The organism is Methanosarcina siciliae T4/M (genome assembly GCF_000970085.1).
In the GTDB taxonomy this organism is placed as follows: domain Archaea; phylum Halobacteriota; class Methanosarcinia; order Methanosarcinales; family Methanosarcinaceae; genus Methanosarcina; species Methanosarcina siciliae.
Window position 1 is genome coordinate 3,057,530 of record NZ_CP009506.1, and the last position, 22,748, is coordinate 3,080,277.

The 22,748-nt window shown below is 47.8% G+C and carries 5 protein-coding genes; all 5 read right to left on the bottom strand.

From position 1 onward, the window contains the following. Positions 1–457 precede the first annotated feature (457 nt). Positions 458–9,748, bottom strand: coding sequence for a PKD domain-containing protein (locus MSSIT_RS24905; protein WP_048172841.1), 9,291 nt, complete (start codon positions 9,746–9,748; stop codon positions 458–460). A gap of 776 nt (positions 9,749–10,524) precedes the next feature. Next, positions 10,525–10,947 carry a nickel-responsive transcriptional regulator NikR gene (nikR, locus tag MSSIT_RS12800; RefSeq protein WP_048172843.1) on the bottom strand — a complete coding sequence of 141 codons (423 nt, stop codon included), beginning with the start codon at positions 10,945–10,947 and terminating at the stop codon, positions 10,525–10,527. A gap of 872 nt (positions 10,948–11,819) precedes the next feature. Further along, a complete protein-coding gene (locus tag MSSIT_RS24910; RefSeq protein ID WP_052721648.1) occupies positions 11,820–15,764 on the bottom strand; it encodes a DUF3344 domain-containing protein in 3,945 nt (1,314 codons plus the stop codon). Between the two features lie 236 nt (positions 15,765–16,000). Further along, positions 16,001–16,696 carry a hypothetical protein gene (locus MSSIT_RS12810; RefSeq protein ID WP_048172845.1) on the bottom strand — a complete coding sequence of 232 codons (696 nt, stop codon included), beginning with the start codon at positions 16,694–16,696 and terminating at the stop codon, positions 16,001–16,003. A 111-nt stretch (positions 16,697–16,807) separates the two neighbouring features. Continuing rightward, the gene (locus MSSIT_RS24915) at positions 16,808–22,126 is read right to left on the bottom strand and encodes a DUF3344 domain-containing protein (protein ID WP_449288712.1); all 5,319 of its coding nucleotides are present in this window, start codon (positions 22,124–22,126) and stop codon (positions 16,808–16,810) included. Positions 22,127–22,748 lie beyond the last annotated feature (622 nt).

The following is a 22,748-nucleotide window of genomic DNA, read 5'->3' on the forward strand; positions in this document are numbered from 1 at the left end:
TTTATGGGACAATTATTTCTTGTGGCTAAGTAGTACAAATTTTAAAAATGATAACATTAAATATTATGAATATTATCAAAAGTATTAAATACCAAATTAACATACATAGTTTTGTCCAAAAATGTCCAAAAGACACCGAAACAGACACGCCTCCTAAATGTCTGCGATGCATTCGACTCTGAGAATTCCTCGCCTGTAAATGTATGCAGGTGAGGAGTTTCAGGTAGAGAAGAAATCCGTATCTATTTGTGGATAGTATCCAAAAGTATAATTCGGAGAATTTCATCTGCTGTTTTTTGAGAAAAACAACCTGGATTCAAACTCCCTGGGCTCTGACCCGTATAACCATATTTGAAAATAAAAGAAAAAGTTGCGGAAATTTGAGAAAATTTATCTCAATTTCCGTTCATTTTATCATTTTTTCTCATATTTTATCATTCTCTTTTATTCTCCTCAATCATATCATTGCAAACATATCCACAACATCATCAAAGTCTATCCTCCCATTCCCGTTGAAGTCGAAGTACTCCACTGGCATGTTTTCCTCTATCCAGTCCATGTTGTGGAAGTAAGCCACTATATCCACAAAACTGAACTCCCCGTTTCCGGTGAGGTCTTCATAGAGCCCGTCTCCGTCAAGGTCCTTAGGTGCATATTCCTGATCTGGCAGGGGGGACAGAAGGGTCACTTTAATTGTCCCTGCCAGGAGAGCTGGTTCGATAGAGTTTCCGAAGTCTTCTTCCAGACGTTTAACCCCTATCGAAAGGTTTGCGGATCCTTTCTCCTTTCCGGAAACCGTAAGAGTAGCAAGCACAACATCTGCTGCATCTGCCTTAACGGCATCTTCCAGGTCAACGGTCTTCATGTAGATCGAAGTCCCTGGCAGGGTAGAGTTCTCAGTAATAAGAGCCCAGGAAGGATACTCGATATCGACTATCTCGGCAACAGTAGGGTCGTCGAAAGCAACGGTCAGGTTGTAGCCTGAAAAACCTGCAGGGAAATTACTGGCAACAATACTTATTTCAGTAGATTCGTTTTCTGAAACTGAGGAACTTGCAGGGTCGAAATAAAGAGTAACAGTTGACCCGGAAGCTTCGGAAACTTCTATGTACTCCGATTTTGACTCAAAGTCAGAACCAGCAGCATTTTCTACAGTCAGATTTACGGTGTAGTTACCTTCTGCAGTATAGGTGTGCGAGGGGTTCTGCTCAGTAGAATTTGCTCCATCCCCGAAGTTCCAGAACCATGAAGTCGGAAACCCGGTGGATTCATCCGTGAACTGAACATTCAGAGGGATATCACCAGATGATGGAGCTGCCGAGAAGTCAGCCACTGGTGCAGCAGGGGCAGCTTTCTCATATTCAACAACAAGGATCTGCTGGAGTGCGTTCATACCTCCACTTGTCGTACTCTGTATACCCGCTTCATTTCCGCTTGCATTGATGTAATTTGTAGCATCAAAGACCAGAGAGCTTCCTGAATTTGAACTTCCCTGCCATGCATTGCTTGCCACTATGTTCCCGTTGAAAAGCAGGTTTCCTTCATCAGGCCCCGCACTTCCTGCGAAACTGTGCAGTGTAGCGTTCTGGACATTGCTAACGTTAATTGAAATACCTGTGAAAGGAGCATACGCAGTAGCTTCTTCAGGAGTGGTTCCGTAACTGGTTTCGGAGTAAGCAAGCTCGTCGCACTCCTCGTTGATAAAGATCTGCTTTCGGGTTTCATTATCGTTTCCGTAGATCACAACAAGGGTGCTGGGGTACAGTGCGTTTTTGTTTTCACCAACAGGCGTCATGACAAGGCTGTTTCCTGCAGAACTAAACTTGTCGGTTACATCGTAGACACAGAGCCCGTATTCATAATCAGCATATGCTCCAAAATTGCTCCAGTCCCTGTAGAGAGTTCCGTTTCCTGTTGAGATGTTTCCGTTATCAAGGGTGTTTCCGTTGAAGTTAATATTCAACCACGGATATCCCCCTGGTGTTTGGTCCCAGTTGTAGGCGACATAGAGGAATGCCTTTTCTATGGTGGAGCCGTCCGGAACCGGAAGGTCGCCTGCATTCCAGGTTTCGGTCCTGCTCTCCCATCCGACAGGTTGGTAGGCAGAGTCAGGCTGCGTGGAATACAAAAGGTTCCCCTGGAGATCAAAGGTATGCCTGGTAGTGATATTGCTTCCGCCTTCCCAGTAGATGCCTTTGCCCTTATACCCGTTGTATCTGACATTTTTGGCCGCACTGCTCTTGTTGTTGTTGGTCTCGTCCGTTTCAGCGATAAGGTTGTCCGGGTCGACAACGGCAGTGTAGGTCACGGTGCCGCCTTCAATGTCACGGATAGTGGGGTCGATCAGGGTTACGGTGGTCTTTGCATTGCCAGCAAGGGACGCAATTGTTGTCGTGTTTACGGGAACTGTTCCACTGGAAACGTCGCTTACATACACAGCTATCGAAATGTTGCTAAGGGTAGCAGTTCCTGTGTTTTGGACATTGAGAACTTTCACAGTATTTGTTTCCCTGGCAAAGACCGCAGAAGCCGGAACGGTATTGACAAGCCCTGAGATGCTAAGATCGTTCGTTGCCACTTGACCCGCTTGAGTTACGGTTATGTAATCCGTTTTCAGCTCGGAATCGCTTCCATCTTCATTCGTGACTGTGAGGTTGATAGAATAAGTTCCTTCAGTGGAATAGGTATATACTGGATTCTGTTCCATAGAGTTGTTGCCGTCCCCGAAATCCCAGAGCCACGAAGAGGGTGAACCGGTCGACTCATCGGTGAACGAGACCGTAAGGGGGATGACACCGGAGGTAACGTTCGCGGTGAAGTCTGCTCCAGGGGCGTCACCGCCGGATGAACCTGCACCGGATGCGGTCAGAAGTGCAATCTGGATCTTGTAATAAGAACCGGTAGGAGCATACGTAAGTGTGCTGTCCTCTCCTGAATTGAAGTACTCAGTTACATTCCAATCGTTGTATCCGAAGTATTCGCCCTGCGGTCCTCCAGATGAGAGCGACTCTCCGTTGTACGTAGATGCACCGTTGACGCTTGCACAGTATATAGAGGAGAGGTTCACAGCATCGGGATCGGAGAGTGCGGACGTGCCGAATACGGTTGAACCCGTATAACTGCCGGTGTTGGCAGTGTCGTGGCCCTGGTTCACCCAGTAATGGATCTTGTCGTCATCCCCGTCATCGTATGCAACGACAAGGGTTACATGTTTGATCCTGCCGTCAGAACCTCCACCTGTAGCCCTGATATTCACTTCATTTCCTGTTATGTTGTCGGTCAGGTCGTACCACATGAAGTAGTCGCTCGTCACCCTAACCACGTGGTCGTTCACCCATGCCGGAGTGTTAGTGTAGTCGATGCTTGCAGCATCGTGTTTTTGCAGTTCATAGATCCCGTCACCGTCGCCGTCGATGTCTATCGTCATCGAAAAGGACTTTATGTCCGTCATGAGCCCGCAGTAGACGTCGGCATACAGCCTCGCCCATTTGATCTCCGTGTGGGGAGGTAGTGTGAATGTTTGTTCACCATATCCCGAGAATCCCGGCCATGAACCGTGCCACAGCCCGCCGGAGACATTGCCCTCCTGCACGGTGAGCAGCGGTGATCCTCCGTCATAACTACCCGTGTTGAGCGGTGCGGCCACCTTCATCGTGGAAGTCGCAGTATCGGTCCCGCCCGGTCCGGTGGTCGTCAGGGTGACGGTGTGGGTCCCTTCGGTGACATAGGTGTGAACAGGGTTCTGCTCGTCAGAGGTTTCGCCGTCGCCGAAGTCCCAGGACCAGGTGCTCACGTTGCCGGTCGTGGTGTCGGTGAACTGCACGGTAAAGGGTACCCGGCCTGAAGAGGCATCTGTCGTAAAGCTCGGGATAGGTGCGGTCACGCCCGAACTATCGTTTGTAACGTTGATGTAGCCGATCTTTTCCGTCGAATAGCTGTGATAGGCATCAGCGACCGTAAGGGTCACGTTATAGATCCCGGGCTCCGTGTAGACGTGGACGGGGTTCTGGACGGTGGCATTCGTGTCGTCTCCGTCGCCGAAGTCCCATGCCCACGAGGTCGGATCTCCGGTGGAGAGGTCGGTGAACCGCACGGTCAGGGGGGCCCCGCCGCCTTTCGGTCCGGCATTGAACTCTGCGACGTCCCTGAATGCATACAGGATATTGTCATAACCTCCAACGTACAGGGTTCCGTCCGATCCGATCGATGCCGGACCATAAATCCGTCCGCCGATGGCATAATCCCATTTAAGCGTCCCTTCGGGGCTGATTGCATAGCATTTACCCATCTCATCCCCAATATAGACGGTGCCGTCCGCTCCGATGACCGGCTGGGAATCCCGGAAACCGTTATCGGCCTCGTAGGTCCACTTGAGCGTTCCATCGGGGTTGATCGCATACAGGTTCTTGTCATAGCTTCCGATGTAGACTGTGTCGTCCGCTCCGATCGACGGTGCTCCATAAATTTGTGCGCCGGTCGTGTAGTTCCACCTGAGCGTTCCGTCGGGGTTGATTGCATACAGGTTATGGTCATAGCTTCCGATGTAGACGGTGCCGTCCGTTGCGATCGCCGGTGCGTTATAGATTACATCGCCGGTTTCATACGACCATTTCAGGGTCCCGTTGGGGTGTACTGCATACAATTTTTGATCATAATTTCCTGCATAGATTGTCCCGTCCGGGCCGATAGCCGGAGAGCCGTAGAAGAAATAACTCCCGCCGGCGTAGGTCCACATAACGGTACCGTCTGGATACAATGCATGCAGACTACCATCTCTACTTCCCACATAGATTCTCCCGTCGGGTCCGATTGTCGGCGATCCTCTGACACCATTACCGGCCGAGTATGTCCATTTGAGGGTGCCGTCGGGATTGATGGCATACAATTTACTATCGCCGTCATTCCCTATGTATACCGTTCCGTTCGAATCGATCGCAGGAGTGCTGTAAGCGAAGCTCCCGCCTGCACAGTAGGTCCATTTCAGGGTCCCGTTCGGGTAGAACGCATACAGATTGTTGTCGCCGTTGCCTATGTAAATCGTGCCGTCCGGCCCTATCGACGAACTGCCTATAAAGAATGTACCCCCGGCCGTGTACGTCCACACGGTGTTGTTGCTCTGCGGGCCGGTATAGGGGGACTGTCCGGTGTTGTTGAGATCATAACCATACTTCGGCCACGCCGAGTCCGCCAGTTCTAGTGTTTCTCCCGCAGTTACGGTGATGTAATCCGTCTTCGTCTCGTTGCCGGAGCCGCCGGCATTCGTGGCCGTCAGCGTAACGGTATAATTCCCGGTGAAGATGTACCGATGACTCGGGTTCTGTTGGTCCGAGGTCGAGCCGTCGCCGAAATTCCATAACCACGATGTCGGGTTGTTGGCTGATCCGTCGGTGAAATTGACGGTCAGGGGGACTTCGCCGGAGGTCGGCTCGGCACTGAAGTTCGCAATGGGCGTAACAGCGTCTACAACGGTGACGTAGCCGGTCTTCGACGCCGTGCCGTCGCCCGCAATGTTCGTCGCTGTGAGGGTCACGGTGTAGGTGCCGGCTGCATTGTAGGTGTGTACCGGGTTCTGCATCGTTGCATTGGTATCGTCTCCGTCACCGAAGTACCATAACCACGATGTCGGGTTGTTGGCGGATTCATCGGTGAACCGGACTGTTAGGGGAACGTCGCCGGAGGTCGGCTCGGCACTGAAGTTCGCTACGGGTGTAACAGCCTCCAAAACCGTGATGTAGCCGGTCTTCGACTCCGTGCCGTTGCCCGCAATGTTCGTCGCTGTGAGGGTCACGGTGTAGGTGCCGGCTGTATTGTAGGTGTGCACCGGGTTCTGCATCGTTGCATTGGTATCGTCTCCGTCACCGAAGTCCCATAACCACGATGTCGGGGCCTTGGTGGATTCATCGGTGAACCGGACGGTCAGGGGTTCGTCGCCGGAGGTCGGCTCGGCACTGAATTCTGCGACAGGCGCCTCCGGTCTGATGGCATAGATCTTACTGCCCGCGGTGACATAGAGGGTCGAATCAGATCCGATCGCAGGCGAATTAGAATCAATAGAGCCGCCGAGAGTGGAATCCCATTCGAGAGTGCCGTCGGGATTTATCGCACAGACTTTACCCGCACTGTTTACAACGTAAACGGTCCCGTCCGCCCCGATCGTCGGCGAACCATGAAGGTAATTGCCGGTAGCGTAACTCCATTGGATGGTGCCGTTGGGGTCGAGCGCATAGAGGTGTCCATACAGGGCACCGACGTACACGGTCCCGTCTGATCCGATCGCAGGTGTGCTACGAATCGGCTCGTTTACGAACCCGCCGATATAGTAATAACCCACGGAACAATTCCACTTGAGGGTGCCGTTGGCGTTGAGAGCAGATACTATGCCGCTATCGTCGCCGACATAGACCGTACCGTCTGATCCGATCGCAGAGGAACCGTAAATTGTGCTCCCGGTAGTGTAGTTCCATTTTTCTGTCCCGTCGAGGTTGAACGCATAGACTACGCCATCGGTACTCCCGACATAAATTGTCCCGTCGGACCCGATAGCGGGGGAGCCGAAGGCAAAATTCGTATTACTCGTAGCCTGCCATTGGGCCTTCCATTTGAGTGAACCTTCCTGGTCGATTGCATAGAGGTACCGGTCAAAGCTGGCAACATAGACCGTCCCGTCGGGTCCGATCGTCGGCGCGTGGTAAATGTCAGAGCCGGTGGCATAGCTCCATTTGAGGGTGCCGTCAGGGTTGATCGCATATAGATTGCCGTTACGGTTTCCGGTATAGATGGTCCCATCCATCCCGAGAGCCGGTGAATCTTCAAATTTCTGACTGCTATAGCCGACGCTGAACGTCCATTTGAGAGTTCCATCCGGGTTTAGCGCGTAGAATTTATTGGTACCGGAACACCCGATATAAATGGTCCCGTCCGTTCCTATTACCGCTGAATTGAAGTCCAGCGAACCGTCGGCGGTGTACTCCCAGACAATATTATTGTTCTGAGAACCGTTATACGGAGATTGTCCGGTGTTTTTGAGATCGTAGTGGAACTTCGGCCATGCCGTCTCGGCAAGCGAATTCGCAGGATCCACGGTGATATAATCCGTCTTGATCTCATTATCGCTGCCTCCCGACCCGGAGGCGGTCAGCTTCACCGTATACGTTCCTGACGTGTTGTAGGTATAACTCGGGTTCTGGTCTGTGCTGTCGATGGTACCGTCATTGTCGAAGTCCCATGCCCAGGAGGTAGGGGTGTTGGTCGACGCATCCGTGAACTGGACCGCCATGGGTACGAAGCCGGTTGTCGGAGTTCCGGAGAACTGGGCAACCGTCGCGCCGGCCGGGGATACCGTGATGTAGCCGGTCTTCGATTCCATATCACTGCCGGCACAGTTTGTCGAGGTGAGGGTTACGTTATAGGTGCCGGCTGCGGTGTAGGTATGGATCGGGTTCTGGACGATCGCATTGGTGCTGTTACCGTCGCCGAAGTCCCATGCCCATGATGTCGGGATGTTGGCCGATTCATCCGTGAACCGGATGGTTAAGGGTGTGTTGCCGACCGTAGGAGTGCCTGAGAATTCTGCAGCCGGTGCAACGTCCCTGAAAGCATAGAGTTTATTATCGTACCCCCCGTAATAAAGGGTGCCGTCCGAACCTATTGCTGGAGTGTCGTAGTAGGCGTAGTTGCCGGTTGCGTATGTCCATGCGAGCGTCCCGTCAGGGTTTATCGCATAGAGGTTTTTATCGTAACTCCCAATGTACACGAGCCCGTCGGACCCGATCACAGGGGAGCCATAACGAAGAGCCCCGGTAGCGTACGTCCATTTGAGGGTGCCGTCGGCGTTGAGCGCATAGAGACTGCCATCTAAACTCCCAGCGTACACGGTCCCGTCCGAAGCGATCGCAGGGGAGCTATAAATGCGTCCACCGGTAGCGTACGTCCATTTGAGGGTGCCGTTGGCGTTGAGCGCATAGACACTGTTATCGTAACTCCCGGCGTACACGGTTCCGTCGGATCCGATCGCAGGGGAGCTATAAATGCGTCCGCTGGTAGCGTAACTCCATTTGAGGGTGCCGTTGGCGTTGAGCGCATAGACGCTGTTATCGTAACTCCCCACGTACACGGTCCCATCTGACCCGATCGCAGGGGAACCATAGTAGATACGGCCGCCGGTAGCGTACGTCCATTTGAGGGTACCGTTGGCGTTGAGCGCATAGAGATTATTATCATAATTTCCTATGTACACGGTCCCGTCCGAAGCGATTGCAGGGGAACCATAAATGCGCCCACCGGTAGCGTATGTCCATTTGAGGGTGCCGTTGGGGTTGAGCGCATAGAGATTTTTGTCAAGGCTCCCCACGTAAATGGTTCCGTCCGAAGCGATCGCAGGGGAGCTGCGAACGCTATCTGTGGCATAACTCCATTTAAGTGTCCCATCAGGGTTGAATGCATACAGTACATTGTCATCATAACTGCCTATATAGACGGTCCCATCACTTCCCAGAACCGGGTTGTTATACCGGAAAGAGCCCGTAGTTGCGTATGTCCACACTACATTCCCGGTCTGCGGGCCAAGATAGGGGGACTGTCCGGTGTTGTTGAGATCATACCCGAACTTCGGCCATGGCGTATTTGCAAGTCCTCCGGTTCCTGTTCCTTCAACGGTGATATAGTTTATCTTCACTTTGGAGTCGCTACCAGCGGCGTTTGTGACAGTGAGGTTGACTGTGTATGTACCGGCTGAGGCGTAGATGTAAGAGGGGTTCTGCTCAGTACTGTCAACCACTCCATCGTTCTCAAAGTCCCACGAATAAGACGAAACAGTACCTGTTGATTGGTCGGTGAAGTTGACTGTCAACGGAGCATTGCCTGAAGTAATGTCTGCAGAGAAGTTGGCGACAGGTATTGATGAAAACACTGTTATGTAACCAGCTTTCTTTTTTGGTGTCCAGCTATCATATTTTACAATCACATCGTAAGTGCCGGGTTCGGTGTAGGTATGGGTGATGTTGAAATTCGGGGAGTAATCGTATGTTCCGTCACCATCCACATCCCAGGCCCACATGTTCCAGTAGCCGGGAGCCAGACCAGAAATGTTTCCTGTGAACTCCACGGTGAGAGGAACGGTACCTTCGGTCACATTTGCTGTGAAATCCGGAGACGGGTAGACTACAGTGATATAGTCAATTTTCATCTCGGAATCGTTTCCTGCTGAGCTGGTAACCGTAAGTTTCACAGAGTATGTGCCTTCATCAGTATAGATAAATTGGGGGTTCTGCTCCGTGGAATCCACGTCCCCGTCATTGTCAAAGTCCCATTCCCAGGTATCCGGAGATCCGCTTGAGCTGTCCGTGAAATGCACGGTCAAAGGTCCGATTCCTGAAGTAATGTCTGCATAGAAGTTGGCAACAGGGGCTGAAGGCAGTGGTTCACTTACAGATATATACCCTGTCTTTACTTCTGAAGCGTTTCCACCTGCATTGCCAACAGTAAAGTTAACCGTGTAAATTCCTTCAGTTGAGTAGGTATGCACCGGGTTCTGGTCGGTACTGTCAATGGTGCCGTCATTCTCGAAGTCCCACGCCCAACTGGTTGCGTTGGTAGATATGTCGGTGAATTGCACGGTCAGGGGTGCAGGGCCACTGGTGGTGTTAGCAGTAAAGTTTGCGATTGGTCCAACTGTTTCCACCGCAGCGGACGCTAGGCCGGTCATGCACAGAAGTGCAGCGATACAGAGAATAAGAAATATTCGTTTCATCTTTCACTCACTCCACATTTCTAAAATTCCCACCCGAAGATCCTGTGATCGTGGACTTTTTCAGCAGGATCTGAGGGGGGGTTTTCGGGGTTGAATCACAATTATTTTGTAGCTCTTTTAGTCTGAGGGGAAATCTCCCAATAGTGAAAAATAAAAAAATTTACTGTGTATAATAAAAACCTGGATCTGCGTTATACTGTGTTTTTCAGACCAGACTAATTTATTTAATTTAAATAACTCTGTAAAATTTAGTTATCACTTATGCAGTCAAGAACGAAACTTTTCAAGTATTGCTGCCTTCTCTCAGACTTCCAGTATTTGATCCAATGTTATGGAGTTGATCCGAATTTGGATTCTGAATCTTCTGGAGAGGATCAGTTTTCATAACTTGGTTAATTTGGTATGAAAAAAGGTTACTATGTATATAAATTAATCTAAAAAATAAGAATAGTAGCAGTTTATATATGTGTTATGTAACAAAAACAAATTCATTTGTAACACTCATCTTGCTAATTTCTTTTTAATACGAATAGATCATTCCTGAGATTATTGGCATTTATATGCCAAAAGCTTCCTCATTTTGGAAAAAAGGATACATGCGTGAGTTTCAGTTGCAACTCGGACCCTACAGCTGTCCAAAAAAAGGAGGAGAACCAAAACAGGAGAAGAACCGGTAAAATCCTGAGCTTTTGCTTGATTAAATCTTCCCTGGTACGTCTGGTAAAAAAATGTTAGTTCTTTTGGAATCATTTTGTATTTTTGAGTTCATGAAAAAGTCAGATCTTTTTATTTGGGTCTACTGTTGTGAGTTTTGAGAATTTTACGCCTTTGAGAGATATTATAGATCCGGCAAGATCTGTAATTTCCTGGCCGCTTCCGTCCAGTACTATTAATTCAAAACAATCATCGGTATCAAGGTACATATGTACGGAATACTTTATCAGATGAGAGTAATGGTGCTGGACATTAATAATAGCATTTGAAAGCCCACTTTTTTTGTGGTCGTAAATAACTGCAATTGTCCCTACACGGCGACCTTTTATGTCCTCCATCCATTCGTAATAAGTAATATAACTGATGAGGGCATCTCTTATCGCTTCCGAACGAGAGGAGGAATCTCTTTTTTTGATAATTTCATCAAATTGGTTCAGAAGGGCATCAGGAATGGAAACGCCTATTCTCATTAATTCTGCTTCCATCGTATCACCAAGCAATATTATATTTCTTTAATACATAATAACTCAGTAAATCATAGTAATATTTAATTGTAATATATTACTTTACTGATTATTAATAACACTATATATCAACATTTCTTATAAGTTCATCCAAAAAATAATATTTTTTTAAATTAGTAAAGTTTCTGGAATCTTGTTCCATGCTTAGAAACTTGATTAATTGTTAGAAGTATGGATTTTGAGAAGTAATTTCGAATTTTGGGATCAGCTCATTAGTAAATTGATGTGAGCAAACAGGGACTGGGAATAAAACTGCAGATTATCATCTAATTATCGTTTTTTCAGGAGCTATAAAGAACATTTGCTCATCTTTACATCTTACAGATGAGCAAATAGTCGGGTTTTAGAACTGCAAAAAATAGCAATTCACAAAGGATATCGATGTTGATTAAGCTCAACATAAATATCTATGATTTTTTCCTAAATGGCCATATCTTCTATAGGTACGTAATACAAACTTTAAATATAATAATATTTAATCATACATTCATTAAAGTAAATATTAAATAGATGTTCAGCATACATACATATGTCTACTTAAAAAACATCTAAATAGACACGCCTCCTAAATTTGTGCATAGCATACAACTCCAGGAATCCCTCACCTGTAAAGTAGGCAGGTGGGGAATCCAGGATGCAAGGGCAAAGCAAGTAAAAAGTCGTATCCCCATTTCAATAATCATATAGCAATCTTTTCTTCATGTTGCCTGAATATCTCTATTGTTTTGGATTTTAAGGGTTAGTAGATTTGACAAAGGGTCCGTTATATATAAAAGAGAATAAATTGAATAAATATTAAATATTTATTCACAAAAAAGGGAAGGAGATTAGCCTTATTCGGCTGCCTCCGCCCAGAAAGTTATCGTTCCTTTTTTGTTCCCTGAACCGGCATAATCAGCCGGGACCTTTAGAGCTACTGAAGTGTTTTCCTGACTGTCCCCTCCTACTACTTTCCAGTAATTATTCCATAGCTGAGAGTCCAGCAGCAAGCCCTGGCTGAAAAGCGAATCTCCATCAGAGGAGTCGCAGACTACGGCTGTAACATTTACGTCGCAGCTTCCTCTGTTTTTGAGAGTTAGGTACTGGAGCTCACTGGTTTTTCCAGGGTACAGTTCCCCGAAATCCAGGGCTGAAGGGGAGACCTCAAGGGAAATCACCGGGACAATGGTTACATTCAGGGACACACTTGAGGAACCGTTCTGGCTTCCAGAAGAAGCCTCCTCAACCTTGATACAATCCTCAAGCTCATTGTTTGTCTCGTCCGATTCGTCTATTGCATCCTCCGCATCTGCACTTACCTTAACGCTGTAATACCCGGCAGCAACCGGCTTCCATGAGAAATTAACATTAGCGCTACTACCCGATCCAATCCCTGATACGGTGCTGGTATCCACAACCTCGCCGTTTACGGAAAGGGTCGCGTTAAAGGCTCCGGCATCACTTTCGCCCGTGTTGCTGATGGTGGCGCCGATGTTCCATGAGGTATTTGCAGTAATACCGGACGGCGGGATGATGGATGAAACAATGAGATCAGGCTGATCCCCCGGAGTCGACGAGTCGGTTACCGTGATATATTCGGCCTTTACTTCCGAGTCGCTTCCTTCTGCACTGGATACTGTTAGGTTGACAGTATACTTTCCTTCGGCAGTGTAAGTGTAGCTCGGGTTTTGCTCAGTGGAATCCACGTTTCCGTCGTTGTCAAAGTCCCAGGCCCATGAAGCAAGCGTACCTGTAGACTGGTCCGTGAAATTAACGGTTAGAGGAGCAGTACCGCTCGTTACATCCGCAGTGAAAACGGCAACAGGTTCAGGTTCTACAGGTGTGGAAGATTCGGATACCGTTATATAATCGGCTTTCACCTCAGAACTATTCCCACTTTCACTTATGACCGTGAGGTTGACAGTGTAGGTACCTGCTGAAGTATATGTGTGCGAGGGGTTTTGCTCTGTTGCACTGGTGTTATCTCCAAAGTCCCAGGTCCAGGAGCTTGGGGAACCTGTGGATTGATCTGTGAAGTTGACAGTGAGTGGTACAGTGCCGTTAGTTACATCAGCAGTGAAAGCAGCAACGGGTTCTGTAGGTGTAGAAGATTCGGATACAGTAATATAGTCAGTCTTCACCTCTGAATCGTTTCCCTCTGCATTGGCAACCGTGAGGTTGACAGTGTAATTGCCGGCTGAAGTATAGATATACGATGGGTTCTTTTCCTCGCTGTCGATAGTGCCGTCATTATTAAAGTCCCAGGCATAGGAAGAGACAGTGCCGGTTGATATATCGGTAAAGTTTACTTCCAGCGGTGCATCTCCGGATGTCGGGGCTGCCGTAAAGTCTGCTACTGGTGCAGCAGGTGCCGATTCCTCATATTCGACAACAAGGATCTGCTGGAGTGCGTCCATACCTCCGCTTGTCGTACTCTGTATACCCGCCTCGTTTCCTGTTGCATTGATGTAGTTTGTAGCATCAAAGACCAGGGGACTCCCTGAATTTGAACTTCCCTGCCATGCATTGGTTGCCACTATGTTTCCGTTGAAAAGCAGGTTTCCTTCATCGGGCCCCGCACTTCCCGCGAAGCTGTACAGCATAGCGTTTGTGACCTTCTCCACGTCAATGGACATGCCAGTGAAAGGAGCGTATGCAGTAGCCTCTTCAGACGTGGTCCCGTAACTGGATGCAGATAAACCAAGCTCGTCGCATTCTTCATTAATGAAGATTTGTTTCCGGGTTTCGTTAGAATTTTTGTAGACCACAACGAGGGTACTTGGATACAGGGCGACTTTGCCGTAGAGGTTATTATCACCATCATAGGGGTTTGTGACAAGGCTGTTTCCTGCAGAGCTAAACCTGTCGGTTACATTGTAGACACAGAGCCCGTATTCATAATCAGCATAGGCGCCAAAATTGCTCCAGTCCCTATAGAGGTTTCCGTTTCCTGTTGAGAGGTTTCCGTTCTCTATTATGTTCCCGTTGAAGCTGAGGTTCAACCACGGATATCCACCAGCCGTCTGGTCCCAGTTGTAGGCGAAATAAAGGAAAACCTCTTCTATTGTGGAACCACTCGGGACCGGAAGGTCGCTTGCAGTCCAGGTTTCGGTCCTGCCGGAACCCCATGCTCCAACACTCTCGTAAGCAGAATCAGGCTGAGTGGAATACAGAAGGTCCCCCTGGAGATCAAAGGTATGCCTGGTAGTAATATTGCTTCCGCCTTCCCAGTAGATACCTTTGCCCTTATATCCATTGTACCTGAGAGGTTTAGCCGAACTGCTCTTGTTGTTGTTGGTCTCGTCCGTTTCAGAGATAAGGTTGTCCGGGTCAACAACGGCAGTGTAGGTCACGGTGCCGCCTTCAAGGTCACGGATAGTGGGGTCGATCAGGGTTACGATGGTCTTTGCATCGCCAGCAAGGGACGCAATCGTTGTCGTGTTTATTGGGACTGTTCCACTGGAAACGTCGCTTGCATAAACGGCTATCGAAATGTTTGTAAGGGTAGCAGTTCCTGTGTTCTGGACATTAAGAACTTTCACAGTATTTGTTTCCCTGGCAAAGACAGCAGAAGCCGGAACGACATTGACAATTCCTGAAATGCTGAGGTCGTTCGTTGCCACTTGACCCGCTTGAGTTACGGTTATGTAATCTGTCTTCAGTTCGGAATCGCTTCCATCTTCATTCGTAACTGTAAGATTCACGGTGTAATTACCTGCTGAAGTATATGTGTGCGAAGGACTCTGCTCAGTGCTGTCTACTGTGTCGTCGTTGTCAAAGTCCCATGCCCAGGCAGTAGGCGAGCCGGCAGACTCATCAGTGAACTGGACAGTCAGGGGTGAATCTCCGGAAGTGGGAGTCGCACTGAAGTTGGCGACAGGCAGAGTTGAAGAACCCTGGACTTTAACACTTGATGCTTCGGTGACGGCATTTATGTTACTGCCTGAATCGTCATCCAGACGGTTGAAAGTAAGAGATATTTCACTTTCTCCCGGAGTTTCGGCCACAAAGGTGGCACTTGCCAGGAGAACGTTTTCATCACCAGCCTTAACAACGTCGGTAGTATCCACCGCTTTTACTTTTATCGAAGTATTGGGCATACTGGAGTTTTCCGAAAGGCCAACCCAGGAAGGATATTCCACATCCGTGAAATTTCCAACAGCCGGATTCTCGAGGGTGAGGTTAAAGTCATAGCCAGAAAGACCGTCTGGGAAATTATCCGCCCTGATCTCGAAGACCTGGGATTCGCCCGAAGAAAGAGTGGATTCCGCCGGAATAATCGAAACAATCGGGTTCTTGGAAGTCGTTCCGGAAGTCAGTTTTGCTTCCCGGACGGTGACAGAGATCGTATTTTCGGAATCATCATCCAACCGGTTAACGGATACAGTGAGATTTGCTTCCCCGGAAGCAAGGGATTCTACAGTTACCGTACCTAAAGAGACATTTGAATCTCCTGCATTTATCTTTTCTGTCAGATCAACAGCTTTGATCTGGACCGAATCCGCCGGAAGACTCGAACTGTTATTCAAGCTTACCCAGGAAGGAAACTCCACTCCCGTTATCCTGGCAACTGAAGGGTCACTTATGCTGAGAGTCAGGTTGTACCCCGAAAGCCCGGAAGGTGCTTGATCAAGATAGAAACTCAGATTTGCTACGGAGACGGTATCTGAAAAAACAGCCTCCTGGGGCTCAAAATAGAGTTCTTCACCGGCAGCCGTACACGCCCCAAGGCTGAACAACAGAAGGACTGCAAGACTTCTCAGTAAGTTTCCTGTAATCTTTTTTCTTGTTAGTTTCATGTTAAATCTTCCCATAAAATGCCTTTAATCTTCTCATTTTTTTGATCTTGAGTGAATTACCACAAAAACAACGAAAACTGATATCGAATAAATGAATCCGAACCCGGGAAGGGTACTGTTTCCTGTACTGTTCCCTGTTCCTGTACTGTTCCCTGTATCATTTTTACTTTCATCAGCCTCCTCATCAGAGTTTATGAGATTATCCTGTTTATCGGAAGTTTCGGAACTTGAGATTTCTACCTCCTTTTTAAGGAGGAGTTTTCATCATTGGAGTTTTTCCTTTCCTCCGCGGTTTCATTAGGATCTTCCTGTATTACTGACGTGGAGCTACTGTCCGATTGACTCAGGGGGTCTGAAGTTTTGACACTATCTGAAGTTTTGACATTGTCATCAGCAGATGTATTTTCTTCCGAATCTCCATCATCTTCTTCCGAATCTCCGTCATCTTCTTTCGGATATTCCGCTCCTTCGAGGATGATCGTATTTTCAGAATCGTCATCCATTCTGTCTACTGTGACGGTGATTCCGGTAGATCCGCCTTCGAGCCCTTTTAAGGTAAGGACTGCAAGTTCTACATCTTCAGCCTCTTCATCTACGGCTTCCTGGAGGTCGGCTGCTTTTAACTTCACGGAGGAAGCAGGAAGCTCGGACACATCAGTCAAACTCGCCCACTCGGGAAAGTTAACGGCTTGTATTTCAGCGACATCCGGATCGTTCAGTTCCACGGTCAGATTATAACCAGAAAGTCCTTCAGGCAGGCTATCCGCACTCAGAGACAGCTCATAGATCTCTCCGGCCCCCAGGGAAATTTCCTTCGATGGCTCTATTATAAGAGAAGGAGAAGCTTCTGCAAGTCCGGTACAGATCAGGATAGAAAGAAGAATCGCAAAAGCTAAAACTATTGAAATTAAAACTCCGGGCCTTTTTTGCAAAGAATCACCTCATTAAAAGGGTTTTTCAAATAAATGAAAGGAAAAAATTGTGGGAAATATGAGAAAGTTTTTCTCAATTCCCCTTTGTTTTTTCATTCTTTTTTCTCCCAATCATATCATTGCAAACATATCCACGATATCATCGAAGTCTATCCTTCCGTTCCCGTTGAAGTCGAAATACTCCACCGGCATGTTTTCCTCTATCCAGTCCATGTTGTGGAAGTATGCCACTACATCTACGAAGCTGAACTCCCCGTTTCCGGTGAGGTCTTCATAGAGCCCGTCTCCGTCAAGATCTTTTGGAGCATATTCCTGATCCGGCAGGGGAGAAAGAAGGGTCACCTCAATTTTTCCTGTAAAAAATGTCGGCTCGATGACGTTTCCTGAGTCGTCATCCAGACGGTCAACTCCTATGGAAATGTTCGTAGATCCTTTCTCCTTCCCAGAAACCTTAAGAGTTGCAAGCACAACACCTGCTGCTCCTTCCTTAACGGCATCTTCTCCGTCAACAGCTTTCAGGTAGATAGAAGTCGCTGGCAGGGAAGAGTTTTCAGTAATCAAAGCCCAGGAAGGGTACTCTATATCGACTATCTCGGCAACAGTCGGGTCGTCGAGAGCAACGGTCAGGTTGTAGCCTGAAAGGCCTGCAGGGAAATTGCTGGCAACGAGATTTATTTCAGTGGATTCGTTTTCTGAAACTGAGGAATTTTCAGGGTCGAAATAGAGAGTAACAGTTGACCCGGAAGCTTCGGAAACTTCTATGTAATCCGTTTTTAACTCAAAGTCAGTTCCGGCAGCATTTTCCACAGTCAGATTTACAGTGTAATTTCCGGCTGATGTGTACGTATGCGAGGGGTTTTGCTCAGTTGAATTGGCTCCGTCTCCGAAGTCCCAGTTCCATGAAGTGGGGGAACCTGCGGACTGGTCCGTGAAATTCACATTGAGAGGAACAGTCCCGCCAGTTACGTCAGCAGTGAAAGCAGCAACCGGTTCTGCAGGTGTGGATGATTCGGATACAGTGATATAATCGGTCTTCACCTCTGAATCGCTTCCACCTGCATTGGCAACCGTAAGGTTGACAGTGTAATTTCCGGCTGATGTGTACGTATGAGAGGGGTTCTGCTCAGTTGAATTAGCTCCATCCCCGAAGTCCCAGGACCATTCAGTTGCGTTTTCAGAAAGATCGGTAAACTGGACTGAGAGAGGGGCAGTACCACTGGTTGTATTTGCCATGAAATCGGCCATCGGTGCAGATTCTGAGTATTCAACTACGAGAATGGTATTCATGGCATACATATTGTCGCCGCCGGTGCCCGCGTCATAGCTCTGGAACCTGGCTTCATTGGCACCGCTTGCGAGCCCGTCCGTTACATTATAGACAGAGAAACCTATCTTTGAATCGTCATGGTAATCTGCCCAGAAGCCGGGGTACTCTTCGCCGTTGAAGAAGAACTTACTCTTCCCGGAGTCACCTGCGCTGGCAAGGATAGAAACTACCTCTGCACTCCCGATATCCTCTGTATCAACCCCGGAAAAGTTCGCATAGGCGGTTGCCTCATCACTGGTCACCGAATAGCTGCTCTTGGAGTACAGCATGTCGAACTCATCGTTGATGATAATCTGCTTCTCGGTTGTTTCCTGGTCACTATAGACAACGATGAGGTAAGCTCCCCAGAGGGCATAATCGTTGGTCGTGCCTGCGGTTCCTTCAGGGGTCAGGACGAGCGTATTCCCTGCAGTGTTGAACTGATCGGTTACATTGTAGACATAGAGACCATACGGGAAATTGTAGCTGCCAAAACCTTTGATATCCTTGTAGGCTGCATCGGTTGATATTGTGGCACCGTTGAAGACTGCCGTGAATGAAGGATCAACACCCATCTTGTTATAAGAGTAGGGCTGATAGAGCCTGGCGCTCACGACACTTGCGTCGGCCGGGATGGCCAGGTCGGAAGATGTCCATGTGTCCGTAAAGGATACCCATTTTGAGGATGTGTAGGCAGAGTCCCCACTGGAGTAGATGACATCATATTTACCCTCAAACGTTGCCCGCGTGTTAATGTCGTCCCCCCCGGTCCAGCGTTTGCCCTTGTATCCGTTGTAGACTACTGTTTTTGTAATGGAAAGGGCATTGTTAGTTTCGTTGGACTCAATTATGCTGTTTTCTGTGTCTGCGGTGGCGGTGATCTCAACATTGTCCCCATAAGCCCGGATGGAAGGGTCGATTATTGAAAGTGTGGTGTTAGCCCCTGCTGCAAGTCCGTCAACTGTGACATTTGTGGAGGTATCATTTACATCAAATCTGACCGTAAAAGATCCTGCAGCTGCAGTACCAATATTTTCGACCTTTGCCGAGACGGTATTTTCTTCGTTTGCAAAGCATTCCCCGGCGTTAAGAGTGAGAGCAGAAACAAAGAGATCAGGCTCTGAAACCGAAGGTTCAGTTACTTTGACATAATCAGTCTTGAGCTCTTCATCACTACCACCTGCATTAGAAACTGTGAGGGTCACATTATAGCTGCCGGCTGAGGTGTAAGTGTGTGAAGCATTCTGCTCAGTTGAAGTATATCCATCCCCGAAGTCCCATGACCAGGATGTCGGAGACCCGGTAGATTCATCCGTGAACTGGACGGTCAGAGGGATATCACCGGATGTCGGGGTTGCCGTAAAGTCGGCCACTGGAGCAGCAGGTGCCGATTCCTCATATTCGACAACAAGGATCTGCTGGAGTGCGTCCATACCTCCGCTTGTCGTGGCCTGGACGCCTGCTTCGTTTCCTGTTTCGCTTATGTAGTTCGTCGCATTAAAGACCAGTGGACTTGCGGTGCTGGAACTTCCCTGCCATGCATTGGTTGCCACTATGTTTCCGTTGAAGAGCAGGTTTCCTTCATCGGGCCCCGCACTTCCCGCGAAGCTGTACAGCGTAGCGTTTGTGACCTTTTCCACGTCAATGGACATGCCGGTGAAAGGAGCGTATGCAGTAGCCTCTTCAGACGTGGTCCCGTAACTGGATGCAGATAAACCAAGCTCGTCGCATTCCTCATTAATGAAGATCTGCTTCCTGGTTTCATTAGCGTTCCTGTAGACCACAACGAGGGTGCTTGGATACAGTGCAACTTTGCCGTAGAGGTTATTATCACCATCATAGGGGTTTGTGACAAGGCTGTTTCCTGCAGAGCTAAACCTGTCAGTTACATTGTAGACACACAGCCCATATTCATAATCAGCATAGGCGCCAAAATTGCTCCAGTCCCTGTAGAGGTTTCCGTTTCCTGTTGAGAGGTTTCCGTTCTCTATTATATTCCCGTTGAAGCTGAGGTTCAACCACGGATATCCGCCAGCCGTCTGGTCCCAGTTGTAGGCGAAATAAAGGAAGACCTTTTCTATTGTGGAACCGCTCGGGACCGGAAGGTCGCTTGCAGTCCAGGTTTCGGTCCTGCCGGAACCCCATGCTCCAACACTCTCGTAAGCAGAATCAGGCTGAGTGGAATACAGAAGGTCCCCCTGGAGATCAAAGGTATGCCTGGTAGTAATATTGCTTCCGCCTTCCCAGTAGATGCCTTTGCCCTTATACCCGTTGTATCTGACATTTTTGGCTGTACTGCTCTTGTCGTTGTTGGTCTCGTCCGTTTCAGCGATAAGGTTGTCCGGGTCGACAACGGCAGTGTAGGTCACGGTGCCGCCTTCAAGGTCACGGATAGTCGGATCGATCAGGGTTACCGTAGTCTTTGCATCGCCAGCAAGGGACGCAATCGTTGTTGTGTCTACGGGCACTGTTCCACTGGAAACGTCGCTTGCATAAACGGCTATCGAAATGTTGCTAAGAGTGGCAGTTCCGGTGTTCTTGACATTGAGAACTTTCACAGTATTTGTTTCCCTGGCAAAGACCGCAGAAGCCGGAACTGTATTGACAATTCCTGAAATGCTAAGGTCGTTCGTTGCCACTTGACCCGCTTGAGTTACGGTTATGTAATCTGTCTTCAGTTCGGAATCGCTTCCATCTTCATTCGTGACTGTGAGGTTGACAGAATAGGTTCCTTCAGTGGAATAGGTATACGATGGGTTCTTTTCCTCACTGTCGATAGTGCCGTCATTATTAAAGTCCCAGGCATAGGATGAAACAGTTCCTGTTGATTCATCGGTAAACTGTACCTCAAGGGGAGCATCCCCGCTCGTTATATCTGCCGAAAAGTTTGCCACAGGCGGCTGGGAACTCGTTTCCCCCGGGCTTTTTACCACAAGGAACGCGAGGGGGATCTTGTAAAATGCTGCGGTCCCGGTACCCGAGAAGTAACGGGCATAGCCGAGTGTGGTATCACTGCCACCTGTAACTGAGGAAGTCACGTCCCAGGAATCTATACCTGAATAAGCACCCTGTGCATCAGGGTCCCGGTCTAGCTGAAGGTTGGTGAACGTTCCCTCAACCGGGGGAGTCCCACCAGTGTACTCAAAGTTATTATCCGCGGTCGGGAACCCGTAGCACCCATTATTACTTGCCATATAGTCAACTGTCAGGGTAGCTGAAGTGACCTCAGAAAGGTCAGTTGTGCCAAAGCTTGTGTTCCCAACAGCAGGTTCTCCAAAATTGTCCTCAGTGTAATAAGAACAAATATCATGCCCCTCGTTCACCCAGTAAGTGGTCTGCGTGGTGGAGGAGGGGTCGTTGTATGCGACTACGAGAGTGATGACTTTGATTCTCCCGTCGTAAGAGCCGGTGGTGTTGACATTGACATTGATAGTCTGATCGGAGATCAGGTCCTTTACATCATACCACATGAAGTAGTCGCTAGTCACCCGGTTCTCATGGTCATTGAGCATAAGATAGGGTTCATGTTCCCCGTGCCCGGCAAATTCGCTGTTGTCATTTCCCAAAGTCTCCCATGTATTCGGGTCTATAATATACTGGAATGCTCCATGCTCAGTTTCGGGCCAAACCTGCTCGTAAACGCCGTCATTGTCCCCATCCCAGCTGTTGGTGATGGAAAAAGCATAATCGTTTTGCATGTGCCCGCAGTAAGCAGAGATATAAAGCCTGGCCCAGGCAATCCGTCCGGGTTCGGCTACTGCGGCCTCAGGCAGCGTAAAAGTCTTGGTCACGACCTGTTCTCCCCAGTCAGGCGCTGGGGTTGCATCGAACCAGAGGTCGCCGGTCACTGTCCCGGTCTGTACGGTTGTCAGCGGCAAGCCTCCAACCCATTCATCTGCAGCTGCGGCGCCTGTAAATAAAGTAAGGCCTACTCCGCCGCACAGAATCATAGTTAACAATATAAAAATTAATTTTCTGTTCGTAACTTTTCCTCCTGTATGAGTTGGAAAATGAATCCCAGAGCCATGTGCACAATCAGCTCCCACCAGAGGAAGTAACAGAAATCCAATTGATCTCAGAAAAAATAAAAGCAAATTATTGTTGTTGTGAGCTGGAAAAACTATATTTAATTTTTACTTAAGTAATTTTGAATATTCTCTTTTCTGATAGGATTCTCTTTTACAGATCAGATCTGGAATTATTTTCTCCACAACTTCTTCCCAATTTATGTCTAATTATTAATACTAATAATCATTTTATTAACAAATTTTGTTATATATTAATCTTTCTAAACGTTTCTAGGATATGTATATTTATATATAATTATGAATAACAAATAACAATTTCAAGGAATGAAAAGTTTTGAAACAAACGCGGATTATTTAAGTACATATCTTATTAGCAATTCTTTATTTCTAAGAAAAAACACCATTAAATGCCTGCTTGTAATACATAAATATAAAAATAATTAAATTGACATATCAGGTTAATAAATATATTTTTCAAAAACATACTCTTATGTTTTAACCTGATTATTTTGAATATTTGGAAAAGTTTTTATTTTTAATATTTATTTCTTGATTAACTTATTTGATAATCAAATTATTCACATATTTATCTAATTATTATTAATATTTGATTTTTTAATAACAATTTTTAATAATAATATGGTTGTCAAACCCGGATCAAGAGCTGTTCATATTGAAAAATTAACTGTGAGTAACCGTTAACTCAATCGAGAATCTT

Bases quoted from the DNA above. Each gene is read 5' to 3' on its own strand.
- MSSIT_RS24905 (WP_048172841.1), bottom strand. From the start codon at position 9,748: ATGAAACGAATATTTCTTATTCTCTGTATCGCTGCACTTCTGTGCATG.
- nikR (WP_048172843.1), bottom strand. From the start codon at position 10,947: ATGGAAGCAGAATTAATGAGAATAGGCGTTTCCATTCCTGATGCCCTT.
- MSSIT_RS24910 (WP_052721648.1), bottom strand. From the start codon at position 15,764: ATGAAACTAACAAGAAAAAAGATTACAGGAAACTTACTGAGAAGTCTT.